General features: G+C 43.8%; 11 protein-coding genes. 5 read left to right on the top strand and 6 right to left on the bottom strand.

What is annotated here, in order from left to right; all coding sequences use genetic code 11:
* Position 1 precedes the first annotated feature (1 nt).
* On the bottom strand, positions 2–1495 hold the full coding sequence (locus GHD25_RS11460; RefSeq protein WP_164216952.1) for a BCCT family transporter: 1494 nt from the start codon (positions 1493–1495) through the stop codon (positions 2–4).
* A 503-nt stretch (positions 1496–1998) separates the two neighbouring features.
* On the opposite strand from GHD25_RS11460, the gene hutH reads away from it, so the two are divergent.
* From hutH to hutG, 4 genes are read left to right on the top strand one after another with little or no spacing between them, the layout of a single operon-like run.
* Positions 1999–3519, top strand: coding sequence for a histidine ammonia-lyase (gene hutH / locus GHD25_RS11455; RefSeq protein WP_164216950.1), 1521 nt, complete (start codon positions 1999–2001; stop codon positions 3517–3519).
* 24 nt (positions 3520–3543) lie between these two features.
* Complete coding sequence (gene hutU, locus GHD25_RS11450) at positions 3544–5193, top strand: urocanate hydratase (protein ID WP_164216948.1); 1650 nt, start codon at positions 3544–3546, stop codon at positions 5191–5193.
* 15 nt (positions 5194–5208) lie between these two features.
* Complete coding sequence (gene hutI / locus GHD25_RS11445) at positions 5209–6465, top strand: imidazolonepropionase (protein WP_164216946.1); 1257 nt, start codon at positions 5209–5211, stop codon at positions 6463–6465.
* Positions 6462–7424 carry a formimidoylglutamase gene (hutG, locus tag GHD25_RS11440; protein ID WP_164216944.1) on the top strand — a complete coding sequence of 321 codons (963 nt, stop codon included), beginning with the start codon at positions 6462–6464 and terminating at the stop codon, positions 7422–7424. The genes hutI and hutG overlap by 4 nt, the downstream gene beginning before the upstream one ends.
* A gap of 156 nt (positions 7425–7580) precedes the next feature.
* Here hutG and GHD25_RS11435 read toward each other — a convergent pair whose 3' ends face one another.
* Positions 7581–7910, bottom strand: a complete 330-nt coding sequence (locus GHD25_RS11435) for a winged helix-turn-helix transcriptional regulator (RefSeq protein ID WP_164216942.1) — start codon at positions 7908–7910, stop codon at positions 7581–7583.
* A 224-nt stretch (positions 7911–8134) separates the two neighbouring features.
* Between GHD25_RS11435 and GHD25_RS11430 the strand changes: the two genes are divergently transcribed.
* A complete protein-coding gene (locus GHD25_RS11430) occupies positions 8135–9379 on the top strand; it encodes an aminopeptidase (protein ID WP_164216940.1) in 1245 nt (414 codons plus the stop codon).
* Positions 9380–10012: 633 nt separating this feature from the next.
* On the opposite strand, the gene GHD25_RS11425 is transcribed toward GHD25_RS11430, so the two are convergent.
* From GHD25_RS11425 to recQ, 4 genes are all read right to left on the bottom strand, one after another.
* Positions 10013–10711 (bottom strand): ABC transporter permease, encoded by a 699-nt coding sequence (locus tag GHD25_RS11425; RefSeq protein ID WP_164216938.1) that lies wholly within the window; start codon positions 10709–10711, stop codon positions 10013–10015.
* Positions 10711–11559 carry an ABC transporter ATP-binding protein gene (locus tag GHD25_RS11420; protein WP_164216936.1) on the bottom strand — a complete coding sequence of 283 codons (849 nt, stop codon included), beginning with the start codon at positions 11557–11559 and terminating at the stop codon, positions 10711–10713. The genes GHD25_RS11425 and GHD25_RS11420 overlap by 1 nt, the downstream gene beginning before the upstream one ends.
* 290 nt (positions 11560–11849) lie before the next feature.
* Positions 11850–12797: a response regulator transcription factor gene (locus GHD25_RS11415; RefSeq protein ID WP_164216934.1), complete on the bottom strand. Its 948-nt coding sequence runs from the start codon at positions 12795–12797 to the stop codon at positions 11850–11852.
* 232 nt (positions 12798–13029) lie between these two features.
* Entirely contained in the window at positions 13030–15165 is a 2136-nt protein-coding gene (recQ, locus tag GHD25_RS11410; protein WP_164216932.1) for a DNA helicase RecQ, read from the bottom strand.
* Between the last annotated feature and the right edge of the window lie 357 nt (positions 15166–15522).

Raw genomic sequence — 15522 nt, 5'->3', positions numbered from 1 at the left:
CCTACTTTTCATCTTTTTTATCTTTTACCCCTTTAAATATAGAAACAAGCATAATGAGCAGGATGACGGTAAATGGCAACGCTGCCGTTAAAGATGCAGTTTGCAGTGCTTCCAATCCGCCTGAAAATAATAATACCAGGGCGATTGCCGTGATCAGGACTCCCCAGATAATTTTGGTGATCAGCGCCGGATTCAAGGTTCCCTTGGATGTCATACTTCCCAAAATATAAGTTGCAGAGTCTGCAGAGGTTACCATAAATGTAAAAATGAGCAGAATTGAAATAATAGACAAAATATCTGTAAATGGTACGACCCCCAAAGCTTCAAACAGGGCTACTGTCACATCTTCGTTTACAGCTTCAGCAATAGAGGTGCCATTATTTAAATCACTATAAACTGCCGTACCGCCGAATACCGCGATCCAGACACACGCAATGGCCGGAGGTACAACCATTACACCGGCGACAAATTCACGAATTGTCCGGCCTCTGGATACTCGGGCAACGAATGCTCCGACAAAAGGTGACCAGGCAATGGCCCATGCCCAGTAAAATATGGTCCAGTCATAAACCCATTCGCCGCCGGTATATGGTGACAAACGCAGGCTGTATTGGACAAAGCTGGTTATATAATCACCCAGTCCCAGCACAAAGCTGTTCAGAATAAATACGGTTGGACCTAAAGCAAACACAATAATCATGATCAGAAGAGCCATTCCAAGATTGATATTACTCAGCCACTTAATCCCTTTATCCAGGCCCGTAACGCTTGAAGTCAGATATGCAGCAAGCATGACAAGTGCTATAATCAGCTGGACTCCAATATTGTTCGGTACATTAAATACAGAAGACAATCCGCCGTTCAGCTGAATAAATGAAAGGCCGACGGTAGTTGCTACACCCATGACTGTCGCTATTACAGCCAAAATATTAACCGTATTTGCAACTGTTTTGTTCTTGCCTACTACTGGTTCTATTGCTGCAGATACCAGCCCGCTTCTATTTTTTCTGAATTGAAGAAAGGCAATAGCCAGACCTGCAAGTGCAAAGACGGCCCACTGACTGATTCCCCAGTGAAAAAAGGAATACCCCATGGCAACTCTTGCAGCCTCTTCCGACTGTGCTTCCACATCGGAAAATGGCGTGACGAAGAAGTGACTCATCGGTTCTGCAACACTCCAGAAAACAAGAGATACCCCAAAACCTGCTGAAAACAGCATGCCAATCCAAGTGAAAAATGGATATTCCGGCCGTGAATCGGACGGACCTAATCGTGTTTTTCCATGTTTGCTTACGGAAATACCAATGAGGAACAGAATGATAATAAATACTGCAAGCAAATAAAACCATCCGAAATTAATCGTAGTAAAATCAAAAAGTGCCTGGGCAACTGCTCCAAATTGGTCCGGCATAAAAGCACCGATGATGACTAATAATCCAACAATGATTGCCGAAATAAAGAATACCGGATTCTGATAGGCTTGTTTTTTCTTCATAAGACTTCTTCCATTCTAATAATTTTTTTGTGTTTTTCACTATATTTTCCCATTGTGATAATTAAGTATAGATATACTTACGGTACCCAAATCTAAGCCGTCTTAATCGTGATTGTTCCAGAAAAAATTATATACCTGATGTTTTACCGAATCAGTGACAAATCAGTTATTCCTAAGTTAAATCTCTGTATTACCCGAGGATGATGAAAGCTTTTTATCCGGGAAGACGTATGATAATGTATCGGATCATGACAATTTCCCCTTTTTACAGGGAAGCGCTGTATACCAGCCAAATAACAGATAAAACATACTTGATTTCCCCAGGGAAAACGCTTACAATGTAAGAAATGAATATCTTTATAACTTTGAGGTGCTTTGCAATGTACAGCGGAAGCAGACGTTTAAATAAGTACAGTAAATATACAGGAGGCGTGGTTTAAAACCATCGCCTCCTTTTACTTTTTCTGCTTTATTACGATAAAGCAATACTGCGGGGGTGTGACATGGTTATATTAACTGGAAAAACGTTAACCTGGAAAGAGGCAGAGCGGGTCATACTTCATAATGAACCAGTTCAATTAGCAGCTGAAGCCTCAGAGAATATAAGGACAAATAGAAGTGCTGTGGAAAAAATGATTGCGAAAAGGAAAACAATGTATGGGATAAATACCGGATTCGGGAAATTTAGTGATGTCATTATAGAAGAAAAGGATCTGGATAAATTGCAGCTTAATTTGATTCACTCGCATGCCTGTGGGGTTGGCAAGCCTTTTTCAGAGGAAATCAGCCGGGCGATGCTCCTGCTTCGGGCCAACGCATTGGCACAGGGGCTATCGGGGGTGAGAAGAGAAGTGCTGCAGCAGCTGGTTGACTTCATAAATGCCCGCATTCATCCGGTTATTCCCAGTCAGGGATCCCTCGGCGCCAGTGGAGACCTGGCACCACTGGCGCATTTGGTGTTGGCACTTCTCGGTGAGGGGGAGGTTTACTTCCGCGGGAAACGAATGAAAGCAGCTGCAGCGATTGCTGAAGCGGAAATTAAACCATTAACATTAAAAGCAAAGGAAGGACTGGCGTTAATCAATGGCACACAGGCGATGACGGCAACTGGTGTAATTACCATTCTTGAGCTGGAAAAACTGCTGTATCAAAGTGAACAAATCGCTGCGATGACTGTAGAAGGATTGGGCGGTATCATGGATGCTTTTGATGCTGATTTGCATGAGGCGCGGGGACATAAAGAGCAAATGGAGACAGCCGGCAGAATTCGCAGTCATCTTAAAGACAGCCAATTAACGACCAGACAAGGGGAAAAGCGTGTTCAGGATGCTTATTCCATCCGCTGCATTCCCCAGGTGCTTGGTGCCTGCTGGCAATCCTTTCATTACGTAAAACAGGTGCTGGAAACAGAGATGAATGCAGTAACGGATAATCCATTAATATTTACCGAAAAAGAAAAAGTGATTTCCGGCGGCAATTTTCACGGAGAGCCGGTAGCGCTTGCCATGGATTTCTTAAAGCTGGCCATTGCTGAGCTGGCGAATATTGCAGAACGTCGTTTGGAAAGATTGGTCAACCCGCAGCTGAACGATCTTCCGCCTTTCCTGAGTCCCAATCCTGGAGTGGAGTCGGGAGCGATGATTATTCAGTACAGTGCTGCTTCACTTGTTTCGGAGAATAAAACATTGGCCCATCCGGCAAGTGTAGATTCCATTCCTTCATCTGCCAATCAGGAAGACCATGTCAGCATGGGAACCATTGCAGCAAGGCATGCATACGAAATGCTCGCCAATACACGGCGTGTAATTGCAATGGAACTCATATGTGCTATGCAGGCTGCAGAATATCGGGGACCTGAAAAGATGAGTTTGTCCACAAGGAGATTGTATGAAAAAGCCCGCAAGATTGTTCCAAGCATCAATAAAGACAGAGTTTTTTCCACTGACATTGAGAGATTGACAAAATGGTTGAAAGAAACGGAGGAAAGTCGAATCTGTCAAGTAAGCTTCTCTTCAATGCAGTAAAATACTAAAAAAGGGAGGAATTTTATGCGCAAGGTAAGGGCAAAAAAGGGGCCGGAGCTGGAATGTTTGGGCTGGGAACAAGAGGCTGCGCTGCGAATGCTTTACAATAATCTGGACCCGGAAGTGGCAGAAAAACCGGATGATCTGGTAGTTTACGGAGGAGTTGGCAAAGCTGCCAGGAATTGGGAGGCTTTTGAGGCAATTGAACGTACGTTACGAACATTAAAAAACGATGAAACAATGCTGGTCCAATCCGGCAAGCCTGTCGGGGTGTTTAAAACACATAAGCAAGCTCCGAGAGTCCTTCTGTCCAATTCCGTGATTGTACCGAAATGGGCTAATTGGGAACACTTCCATGAGCTGGATAAAAAAGGGTTAATGATGTACGGCCAAATGACAGCGGGAAGCTGGATTTATATTGGCACACAGGGCATTTTGCAGGGGACGTACGAAACTTTTGCTTCCCTTGCCAAAAAACATTTAAATGGTACGCTGAAGCATACGATTACTTTAACGGCAGGGCTTGGCGGGATGGGCGGGGCTCAAGCATTGGCGGTCACCATGAATGAAGGGGTGGCTATTGCAGTCGAGGTGGATGCGGACCGGATCGAGAAGCGTTTGAAAACTTCCTATTGTGATATCATGACATATTCCCTTGATGAAGCGATCGAACTGGCAGTAAAAGCAAAACAAACAGGGGAAGCAATGTCGATTGGATTGGTTGGAAATGCTGCCGAGGTATATCATCAGCTGCTGGGAAAAGATATTCAAATTGATATTGTAACAGACCAGACGTCAGCCCATGATCCCTTAAACGGCTATATTCCTGCAGGTTATTCCCTGGATGAGGCTGAAAAATTGCGTATAAATGATCCGGAAAGCTATATAAAATTATCAAAAACCAGTATGAAAAAGCATGTAGAAGCCATGTTGAAATTTCAGGAACAGGGTGCAGTAGTTTTTGACTATGGAAATAATATCCGTCAGGTGGCCAAGGATGAGGGGCTGCAGGAAGCATTTGATTTTCCCGGCTTTGTACCCGCATTTATCCGTCCGCTCTTTACGGAAGGAAAAGGGCCATTCCGCTGGGCCGCATTATCCGGCGACCCGGAGGATATTTACCGGACGGATGAGCTGATTAAAGAACTTTTTCCTGAAAATAAAGCACTGATCCGCTGGATTGATATGGCACGGAAAAAGGTGTCTTTTCAAGGGCTGCCGTCCCGAATTTGCTGGCTTGGATACGGGGAGAGAAAGAAGATGGGACTGGCGATCAATGAGCTGGTGAAAAAAGGAGAAATTAAAGCACCGATTGTCATTGGCAGGGATCATTTGGACAGCGGTTCGGTTGCCTCGCCGAACAGGGAGACAGAAGCGATGAAGGATGGCAGTGATGCTGTAGGTGACTGGGCTGTATTAAATGCACTTATCAATACGGCAGCAGGCGGATCCTGGATTTCCTTTCACCATGGCGGCGGTGTTGGCATGGGCTACTCGCTTCACGCCGGCATGGTCGCAGTGGCGGATGGTACGGAACTTGCAAAGGAGCGGCTGGAGCGTGTGCTGACCACGGATCCGGGAATGGGTGTGATCCGCCACGCGGATGCCGGGTATGAATCAGCCATCGATTTTGCCGAAAACAATGATATCCAACTGCCGATGCGGGAGAAATAGAAGGGGGAAGAGAACATGCAGGTTGATACGCTGATTACGAACATTGGAGAGCTTTTAACGATGGATAAGGCCGGGCCGGTAAAAGGTGCCGATATGAATGATCTGCCGGTGGATGAGAATATGGCTGTTGCCCTGAAAGATGGCAAGGTGGCCTGGATCGGCAAGGCTTTAGATGCAGATAATATTACTGCGGAAAAGGTGGTCGATGCAAAGGGACGGCTGGTAACCCCCGGGCTTGTGGAGGCACATACACATCTGGTGTTTGGCGGTTCCCGTGAAGGGGAGATGGCGCTGAAACAGCAAGGGGTGCCATACCTGGAAATTTTAAAGCAAGGCGGCGGGATATTGTCCACTGTGGAAGCAACAAGAAAAGCTTCCGAAGCGGAATTGCTGGAAAAAGCGCTGTTTCATCTGGACCGCATGGCGTCCTACGGCATCACCACGGTAGAAGCAAAAAGTGGTTACGGATTAAATAAAGACACAGAGCTGAAGCAATTGCGTGTAGTAAAAGAGGCAAACAACAGACATGCCCTTGATCTTGTTTCCACGTTTTTAGGCGCCCATGCCATTCCAGAAGAGCATAAAGATGATCCAGATGCATTTTTGGATGAAATGGCTGACCTGTTTGATGAAATCAAGGAAGAAAACCTGGCGGAATTTGTGGATATTTTCACAGAAACCGGGGTATTTACGGTGGAACAATCGAGAAAGTTTTTACAAAAAGCGAAGGATAAAGGGTTTGATGTCAAAATTCACGCAGATGAAATTGATCCCCTCGGCGGTACTCAGCTTGCAGTGGAAATGGGTGCCATCAGCGGGGACCACCTGGCTGTTGCAACAGACGAAGGAATCAGACAGTTAAGCAAGTCGGATACGATTGGGGTCATCCTGCCGGGAACAAGCTTTTATCTCGGAAAGGAAACCTATGCCAGAGCAAGGGAAATGATTGATACAGGTGCGGCAATTGCGATTTCCACCGATTTTAATCCGGGCAGCTCGGTGACGGAAAACCTGCAATTTATCATGACACTGGCCGCCCTTAAATTAAATATGTCCCCGGCGGAAATCTGGCATGCGGTTACCGTAAATGCTGCCCATGCCATTGGCAGAGGTGAGACGGCAGGGCACATTCGAAAAGGCGGTAATGCAGACATCGTAATATGGGATGCACCGAATCATATGTATATTCCTTATCATTACGGGGTGAATCATGCAAATACGGTGATCAAAAACGGTGTTGTGCTGTATGAAAGGCAGGAGATCGGGTCATGAATTTGCGACATATGAAACCTGCGGGTGCAGCGATTTTTAAAGATCGTTACACGACAAAAGCCAAAGAGCTGCTAACAAACTGGGAAAACGGAAAAAAGGGGAAATTCGGCCTTATCGGTGTGCCATTTTCCAAGCCTTCGATCAGCCATTCCGGTGCTTCATTCGCCCCGGGAACCATTCGGGAGGCATTGCAGAGCTATTCCACTTATTCAGGTGAGGAAAAACGGGAGCTGACAGATGAAATCCTGGATTTTGGCGATGTCATGATGGATCCGACAGATGTGATCGGCAACCATAAGCGGGTGGAGGAAAGTTTGACAGATGTGTTTTCGACAAAAGCAGCAGAACATTGGATGGTGCTGGGTGGAGACCATTCCATCAGTTACGGTGCGATTAAAGCTTTTACCCAAAATAGAACAGCGGGCATCATCCAGTTTGATGCGCATCATGATCTGCGAAACACCGAGGATGGTGGACCGACAAATGGAACGCCTTTCCGCCGCCTGCTGGAAGAACGGGTGATTAAAGGAGAGCACCTCGTACAAATAGGTATCCGCGACTTCACCAATGCCCCGGCTTATGATGATTATGCCAAACAGCATGGTGTTACGGTGTATACGATGAAGGATACAGAAGAAATGGGTTTAACAGATATATTGGAGAAGGAAATTATCAGGCTGTCAGAACTCACGGATTGTGTCTATGTTTCCGTAGACATGGATGTACTTGATCAGGCTTTTGCACCGGGGTGTCCGGCAATTGGACCGGGAGGCATGGATTCGAAAACCTTGCTGGATGGGATTCTTTTTGCTGCCGGGCGGGAAAAAGTCCAGGCGATGGACATCGTAGAAATTGACCCGACCATTGATTTTCGCAATATGACAAGCAGGGTAGCAGCATATGTGATGCTTCAATTTATGAAAGGGAAAAAAACGCTGCAGATGGAAAGAAGGACGTAAAAGTCAGGGTAGTTACCATTTGCAGGAATTTTTCAGTCAAATAAAAGAAATCGGCTTAATAACAGCCGATTTCGATATATTAATTTCTGCTCAGGGAAAAATGAAAGAAGAAAAGGGTGAAGCAAACGGGCTTGTACAAGTCAAATTCATGAGAAATCAGGCGTTGTGTTCTTTTGCCTGTTCACTTGGCACATGTTCATCCGCCCAAGATTGAATTTCCTTAATAACGGGTTCCAATGCTTTGCCTTTTTCCGACAGGGAATATTCAATACGCACAGGGAATTCGGAATATACTTTTCGTTCCACTATCCCTTCTTTTTCCAGCATTTTTAACCGTTCGGAGAGCAATCTGCCGCTAATCGGCAAATCTGCTTCCATCTCCGAAAACCGTTTCGTCCCTTTTAATAAATCAAATAATATTAACCCTACCCAGCGTGTACTTAGCAAGCTCATAGCCTTTTCAAAACGGGGACATAAAGCTTCCATGAATATCACCTCACTATTTTAGGCCTATGATCCATTTATTTCATCGCTTTTTTCAATAATTACAAAAAGTAACTTGTATTTATCATAGCATATTTTTCTATTTCCGTAAATAGGAGGTGTTTTCCCGACTTATAAAAAGGGAACAGTTATTGAAAATTTTTTGGTAATTTGGTTCTTTTTGTGAAATAATAGCTTATATAAACTTTTACATATGGAGGTAAAGAATGATAAACGAAAGAATGAAAGAGAAGTATGCCGAGCTGGCACTAAGGACAGGCGTAAACCTGCAGAAAAATCAGGCTTTAATGATTAATGCGCCGATTGAAGGAGCGGATTTTACTAGGGTTGTTGTCAGAAAAGCTTATGAAATGGGGGCGAAAAATGTACATATCAATTGGGTTGACGATGAATTAACTTTATTAAAGTATGAAAATGTACCGGATGATGTGCTGACTGACATTCCGCAGTGGCGAGTGGATATGCAGGACAGTTTTGCGGAAGATGGCGCCGCTGTTCTGAATATACGTTCAACCAATCCGGATTTGTTGAAGGATATCGATCCCTCCAGAGTAGCAAAAGCAACCAAAGCAGCCTCGGAGGCAATGAAAAATTTCCGCACATATACCATGAACGACAAGATCGCCTGGTCGATCATTTCAATTCCAACCGGGGACTGGGCACAGAAAATTTTTCCTGATAAGTCGAAGGAAGATGCTGTCGAAAGCTTGTGGGATGCGATTGTGAAAATAGTGCGCGTAGATCAGGATGATCCGGTCGCTGCCTGGGATGAGCATAACGCAACATTGAAAACTGCCCGTGAAGTGTTAAATGAAAAAAATTATCAAAAGCTTATTTTTAAAGCACCAGGGACAGACCTGGAATTGGAACTGCCTGATGGGCATATCTGGAAAGGCGGGGCAGCGGAAACAGAAGGCGGGATCACTTTTAATCCGAATATGCCGACAGAAGAGGTGTTTTCTCTGCCTCATAAATATGGTGTGAATGGAACTGTTGCAAGCACAAAACCATTAAATTACGGAGGCAGCCTGATTGATAATTTCAGTCTGACCTTTAAGGATGGCAAAGTGGTGGATTTTAAAGCAGAGCAGGGTGAGGATACATTAAAGCATCTGCTTGATACAGATGAAGGTGCCCGCCGGCTTGGTGAAATTGCACTCGTACCGCATGAATCTCCGGTATCCCAGTCCGGTCTCGTTTTCTATAATACCTTGTTCGATGAAAATGCTTCCTGCCACATTGCATTAGGCAAAGCCTACCCAACGAATCTGAAAGGCGGTTCTGCAATGAATGAGGAAGAGCTTGATAAGCACGGCGTGAATGACAGCCTTACCCACGTGGATTTTATGATTGGTTCTGAGAAACTTGATATCGATGGCGTAAAGACGGATGGTACAACGGAGGCTGTATTCCGGAACGGCACCTGGGCATTGAATGTAAAAGGGGAGTAAAGGATTTAGCGGAACTGGGCTTTCCCTCTGTTTATGAAAAATAGCATAAATTATCTTTATTACTAAGAAGGGGGTTGAAAATAAACGCCGGTGTACAAAATTTTCATACGTGGTATACTATAATTAGAAAATCATATAATACTAAAAACCGTCCCATGCCGGTAACATGGAACGGTTACAATAGACTAACCCCATCAAGAGAGGTTAGACACAAGAAAGTATAATCCCTCAAGCGTCTGGCATATTACAGCATGAGGGATTATTCATTTTTATCGGACATGATAAATGCGATTAACATGCCGAAAGAAATCATCAGCGTTAAAACATCATTCATATCCATCAGCATCACCTCCTTCCCCGGGAAGGATCCCGAAGGAGGTGTGCCCAACCCCTCATGTGAAACCAGTCTATTGTTCTTTTCAGTATACCATATAAGAACCTGTGTTCCTATATATATTCTAAAATCCTCCCTGAAATAAAATAATCCGGGGAGGATTTTTTACATGGTTGATCTTTTACTGGTACAGCTCTGCCATATTTGCCATGGTGCATTTTATTCTGCTGTAATTTTAGTTTTATATTTCCTGTGAGCAGGGCAATCTTCGCTTTATTGATGTGTTGCAGCTATTTTAGTTATTCATCCGTCATTGTCTTTTTAAAACAAACATACATGGATAGTGCTGCACCAACTACCCAAACGGCAATGATCCCCAGTGGTATCCAGGAAGTGGTGTGATGTATTTCAATTGCCTGCATAATTGGAAGGGCATCGGCAACTTTTAAGGCGATACTGTCTTCGTTCAGTCCGAGCATCTCAAACATCGGTGTGAAACCGAACAGGAACATGACTGGCATAAGGTATACTGAGGTTGCCGCAATTGACTTTGTGAAGAGACCAATCCCAATTCCAAGCAATAAAAAGAATAAAAACAGCAATATTAATCCGAGAATAACTCTGAAGTTCAGGAATGGTTCAATATCTACAATCACCAGTGAGACAGCCAGAGCTATGAAAGTGATAAGTCCGGTCACTAAACTTTTGCCGATAATAACATCCATCATGGTTGCAGGTGACTGAATAAGCCCACGCAATGTCTTCTTTTCGTTTTCTTCAGCCATCATAGTCATCATGCTGCTTGACGTTACCGCTGAATAGGTTGTCCCGACAATAATATAGAGAAGGAAAACAGGGAACGCTTCATTACCTTCGCCCATCCGGGTATAAAGGAGCGCCAATACGACCGGGATCAGCGGCAGTGTTAAGAGCATCATATTTTTCATAAAGTCTTTTAGGTCTTTTTCGAATATGGCAGTTATACGTTGAATATGCATTATACAAGCCCCTTTCCAGTCACTTTTAAAAAGACTTGACCAAGTGTTGGGTTGTCTGTGTGCATTGCCCTTACTTGTCCGCTTGCGATTAGTTCCCTGATTTGATCTGCATTCTCAGCTTGATTTTCAATAACCAGTCGTTCTCCACCAAAGGTTTCCACATGAAAAGCATGGGTGGAATATTTGTAGCGAAGGGCATTGGGACTGTCCACTTCCTGCAGTTCACCATTGTGCAGGAATGCTACACGGTCACATAACGCCGTTGCTTCTTCCATATTATGTGTTGTGAGAAAAATCGTTGTTCCAGCCGCGTTCAGCTTCTTTAGCCCGCGGTGGATATGTGCCATATTTCCGGGATCAAGTGCCGATGTAGGTTCGTCCAGATAAACAAGATCAGGTTTATGCATAAGTGCTTTTGCCACCAGTACGCGCTGTTTCATCCCTTTAGACAGCTTCGAAACTGTTTTTGCCCCTTCTTCCTGCAAATTAACTTCACGAAGGATAACGTCGATTTGCTTTAGAGGCGCATTGTATAATTTACAGAATAATTTCAGGTTATCATATACGGTTAAACGCTCATACAATGAACTGTTATCCGATAATATGCCTATTTTGGTTTTGAAACCGGTCGATCCGAATTGCTTTGAATCCTCCCCGAGAACATTCACTTTACCGGCAGTTTGTGACAATTCTCCGGTTAAGATTTTAATAGTTGTTGTTTTACCTGATCCGCTTGGTCCGAGCAGCCCAAAAATTTCCCCTTTTTTCACATGAAAACTGACATTCTTTATAGCCGGATTTGAACCAAAAATTTTTTGCATTCCAGTTACTTCAATTGCATTTTCCAACTGAATACCTCCTTATGATGTTATATATTCATCGTAACGGGAAATACCGGCAAAAGCAGCCATATTACGGTGGAATGTACCATAAAAAGGTTCAATTGTACTGGTTTAAGGGTGAAAATCCCCCCATAAAAGCTATACGATTAAGCTGCATCCAGTTCCAGCGTCCGGCGATAGCGGGTCATTATGGCGGGACTGCGGTACGGCGGGACGGGGAACCACGTACCGCATCCAAGCCGGGATCCGTACGTTGTATCCGGCCACTTATATTTTGTTCTTAAGATGAACTGTACTTATTTCAGGCTGAATTTTTCCTGGATATCCTGAATTTTGTTCCGTGACAGTGGAATGGTCGACTGAGACTTGTTGTCAATTCGGAGAGAGTACGTGTTTTTGGACCATGTAATAATTTCACGTACCTTTTGCAAATTTACGATATATGATCTGTGGCAGCGGTAAAATCCATAAATCTCCAGCTTTTTTTCCACTTCTCCAAGTGTGAAATCCAACGCATAGGATTGGTCTTCGATGACAATCATTGCCTTTCCATCCTGACTCTCGATATAGTCGATTTCAAGGGGATCAAATAGAATCATTTTATCATCCACTTTTGCCGGAACCTTAAATAGATTCGTGGTGACTGTTGGGGTGGAATTTTCCGCAGCAGTTTGTTCTTCCTCTTCATCGGTTTCAATTTTCCTGATGCCTTTTTCCTGCAGCTTGTATGCCATCTCCCCAAGCAACAATGCATGTTCCATATTGGATACCAAAACAAGAACCGGTACATTATTATTTTTAATCTTTTCAATCATATGAATAAAAGTATTGATCGTTTTGATATCAACACCATGAATTGGCTCACGGAATACCATTGGATTCATCCCGCTCATATAGTATCTGGCAAAGTAGACCCGGCGAATTTCAGATTCAGAGCATTTATGCAATGGGGTTTTTGCGCAGGTATGAAGCTCAAACAACACGAGAATTTCGGGGATTGGTGTGTCAAAGCCGAACCATTTATGATAAAAAGTAATATTATCTTCCACTGTCAGCCGTTTGTATAAACCATCCTGAAAGTCAAAAACGGAAATTTTTCCGTTACTTTGAAGGATTTTTGCCAATTCAGCCTGCATGTCTGTATCGCTGTAAAGAGAAGTTATCCAGGAATCATCGATTGTAAGGGAAAATGCTGGTAGATATTCACTGTCTGCAATGTCATTATCTATTTTAAAATATGCCATTTATTCAAGCTCCTGTTTAGAAAAATCATTTACATAAATGTAGTATATCATGAAGTTTCAAGTTCATCTTTTTTCTTAAAATTTGAATCTATTCCAATTGTTCCATCAAATACTTGCACTTGCCGTGCGCACAAGGTTGTACTGATTTGAAATTCACCTGCCATAATCAGTAAGGTGGAGCCTCTTTACATAATAAAACCGCCCTAAAGCAAAATGCCTCAGGACGGATTTTTTAGGCCAGTTCATTTTTAACCAACACTGCCTTAATCGTACTGTATTCATAGCCTTCGGGCAGCAGTTCTTTTAACGATCTCAGTCGGGGATCTTCCAAAGATTCCCGGGCTTTCAGGACGGCAGCTTCCTCTGCTTCATTAAAAAATATCTCCCAGGCAATCGGATGGCCTTCCTTATGCGCTTTAAACAGATGTTCTTCAACCGTTTGTTTTTTCACTTCCCTGATGACGGAAATGTCTTTTATGGACTTGCCTGATTGAAACATCTGATAACTGATCAAGTGGCTTGGCTTGTCCTCTTTTGTCCGGTTTGTCCGCTTTTTAGGGATATCATCGATCCGGACTCTTTCTTGCACATCCGGATTATCCCTGCGCCACTCCTGTATGACCTGCAGAAATGTTTCTCCGTATTGTTCATATTTTTTCTCTCCGATTCCTTTAATGGTGAGCATATCTTCCTTGGTTACTGGGAAATATCTGCTCAATTCTTTCAATGTCATATCGGAAAACAATACATAAGGCGGTACATTTCTCGCATCAGCCATCTCTTTTCTCAGCTTGCGCAGTTCCTGGAACAGGTCGTCATGATAATCTGCTGCATCTGTGGTTGGGATGGGGGCAGTGCGCATCTCGACGGACCGGTTTCCCTTCAGCACCTCCAAGGAGTTTTGGTTCAGCTTTAATGTCGGAAACTTTCCCTCCTCTGTTGCCAAAAGCTGTTCCGCAACAAGAAAATGAATCCATTCTGTAATTTCTTTTTCCGTGTAGGAGGACAACAGCCCATAAGTGGACAGCCTGTTCAAACCAAATGTGTTTACTTTTTTGTCCCTGGAGCCTTTCAGCACTTTGGCAGTCATAGAAACCCCAAAACGTTCATCCATCCGCTTCACACAGGAAAGAATCATTTGCGCTTCCGTTGTCATGTCCGTTACTTCCTGACGGCTGACACAATTACTGCATCTGTTGCAGGATGTGTCCGAGTCTTCGTCGTTAAAATAATCCAGGATATAGGAAGTCAGGCAGCCGTGGGTATGGCAGTAATTAATCATGGCCTGCAGCTTTTTGTATTCCCCTTGTTTTCCTTCTTCATCCATGCTGGATTGCTCGATTAAAAATTTCTGCAGTTGGATATCCTGTGGGGAAAACAGCAGAATACAATCACTTCTAATTCCGTCGCGCCCTGCTCTGCCCGCTTCCTGGTAATAGGATTCAATATTCATCGGCATGGCGTAATGAATGACAAATCGCACGTTGGATTTATCGATGCCCATTCCAAAGGCGTTGGTGGCAACCATGACATTCACTTCATCATGAATAAAAGCAGTCTGCGCCTGCTTCCGTTCTTCTTCAAGCAGTCCGGCGTGATACTTCGCAGCTTTAAAACCACGTTGCTGCAATTGTTCACATAAGCTGTCCGTCTGCTTTCTGGTTGCTGTATAAATAATCCCTGACTCCTGTTTGCGCTCTTCTAAAAAGGAGCGGACATATGTTGCTTTGTCCTTTCCCTTGACGACATGAAATGCTAGATTATCACGTTCAAACCCTGTGTGTACCACCTCATTGATATGAAGCAGCCGGCGGATGTCCTGCACGACTTCTTCTGTAGCTGTCGCTGTCAAAGCCATAAACACCGGAATGTTGGACAACTGCTTTAAATTGGGGACAATCGACCGGTAGCTTGGACGGAAATCATGTCCCCACTGGGAAATGCAATGGGCTTCATCAAAAGCAACCAGTGCAAGTGGAATCCTGCTCACAGCCTTTGTAAAATACCTTGATTCGAATCGTTCCGGGGCAACATAGACAAATTTATACTTGGATTGCATCATGTTTTCCAGACGTTCCTGCTGCTCTGGGGCCGGTAAGGAGCTGTTTATGTAAGTGGCTGGTATTCCAAGAGAAGTGAGCGCATCCACCTGATCCTTCATAAGGGATATGAGCGGGGAAATAATAATGGCTGTTCCGTCCAGACTTATTCCCGGTATCTGATAGCATAAGGATTTACCTCCGCCGGTCGGCATTACAGCCAGTGTATTTTGATGCGCTAAAACATGATTGATCGCTTCTTCCTGGCCCGGACGAAAGTTTTCATAACCAAAGTAGGTTTGCAGAATACTTTTTTCCTTTACCGTCATAATAAACCTCCTTTCATACAAATTATTTTATCATATATTCATTGAAAAATAGAGGGGTAGTCTGTGAAAATAAGAAACATCCGGATGAATTGCATCCAAATGTTTTTGTCTGGAAATTTGTGAAGCTGCCATATATTATTCTATTCAAACAGTAGTAAATTACTATCGTCCAGGTTGATCATTTTCTGTGATGATAACCCTAAAGGAATTCCTCAGGTATGCCATCGTGTAGAAACCGTGCGATGACACCCCTGAGAGCGATTCTCGGGTATGCCATCGTGCAGAAACCAGTCAAGTCTATAATTCTGTGTAAAAGTATATTTTCGACCAACAGAAGTATTTTTTAAAATTATAGTT

This window comes from Virgibacillus aidingensis (genome assembly GCF_010994035.1).
Lineage (GTDB): Bacteria > Bacillota > Bacilli > Bacillales > Amphibacillaceae > Virgibacillus_N.
The sequence above is the reverse complement of the archived record's forward strand: the minus strand, read 5'-3'. Positions and strand labels throughout refer to the sequence as shown.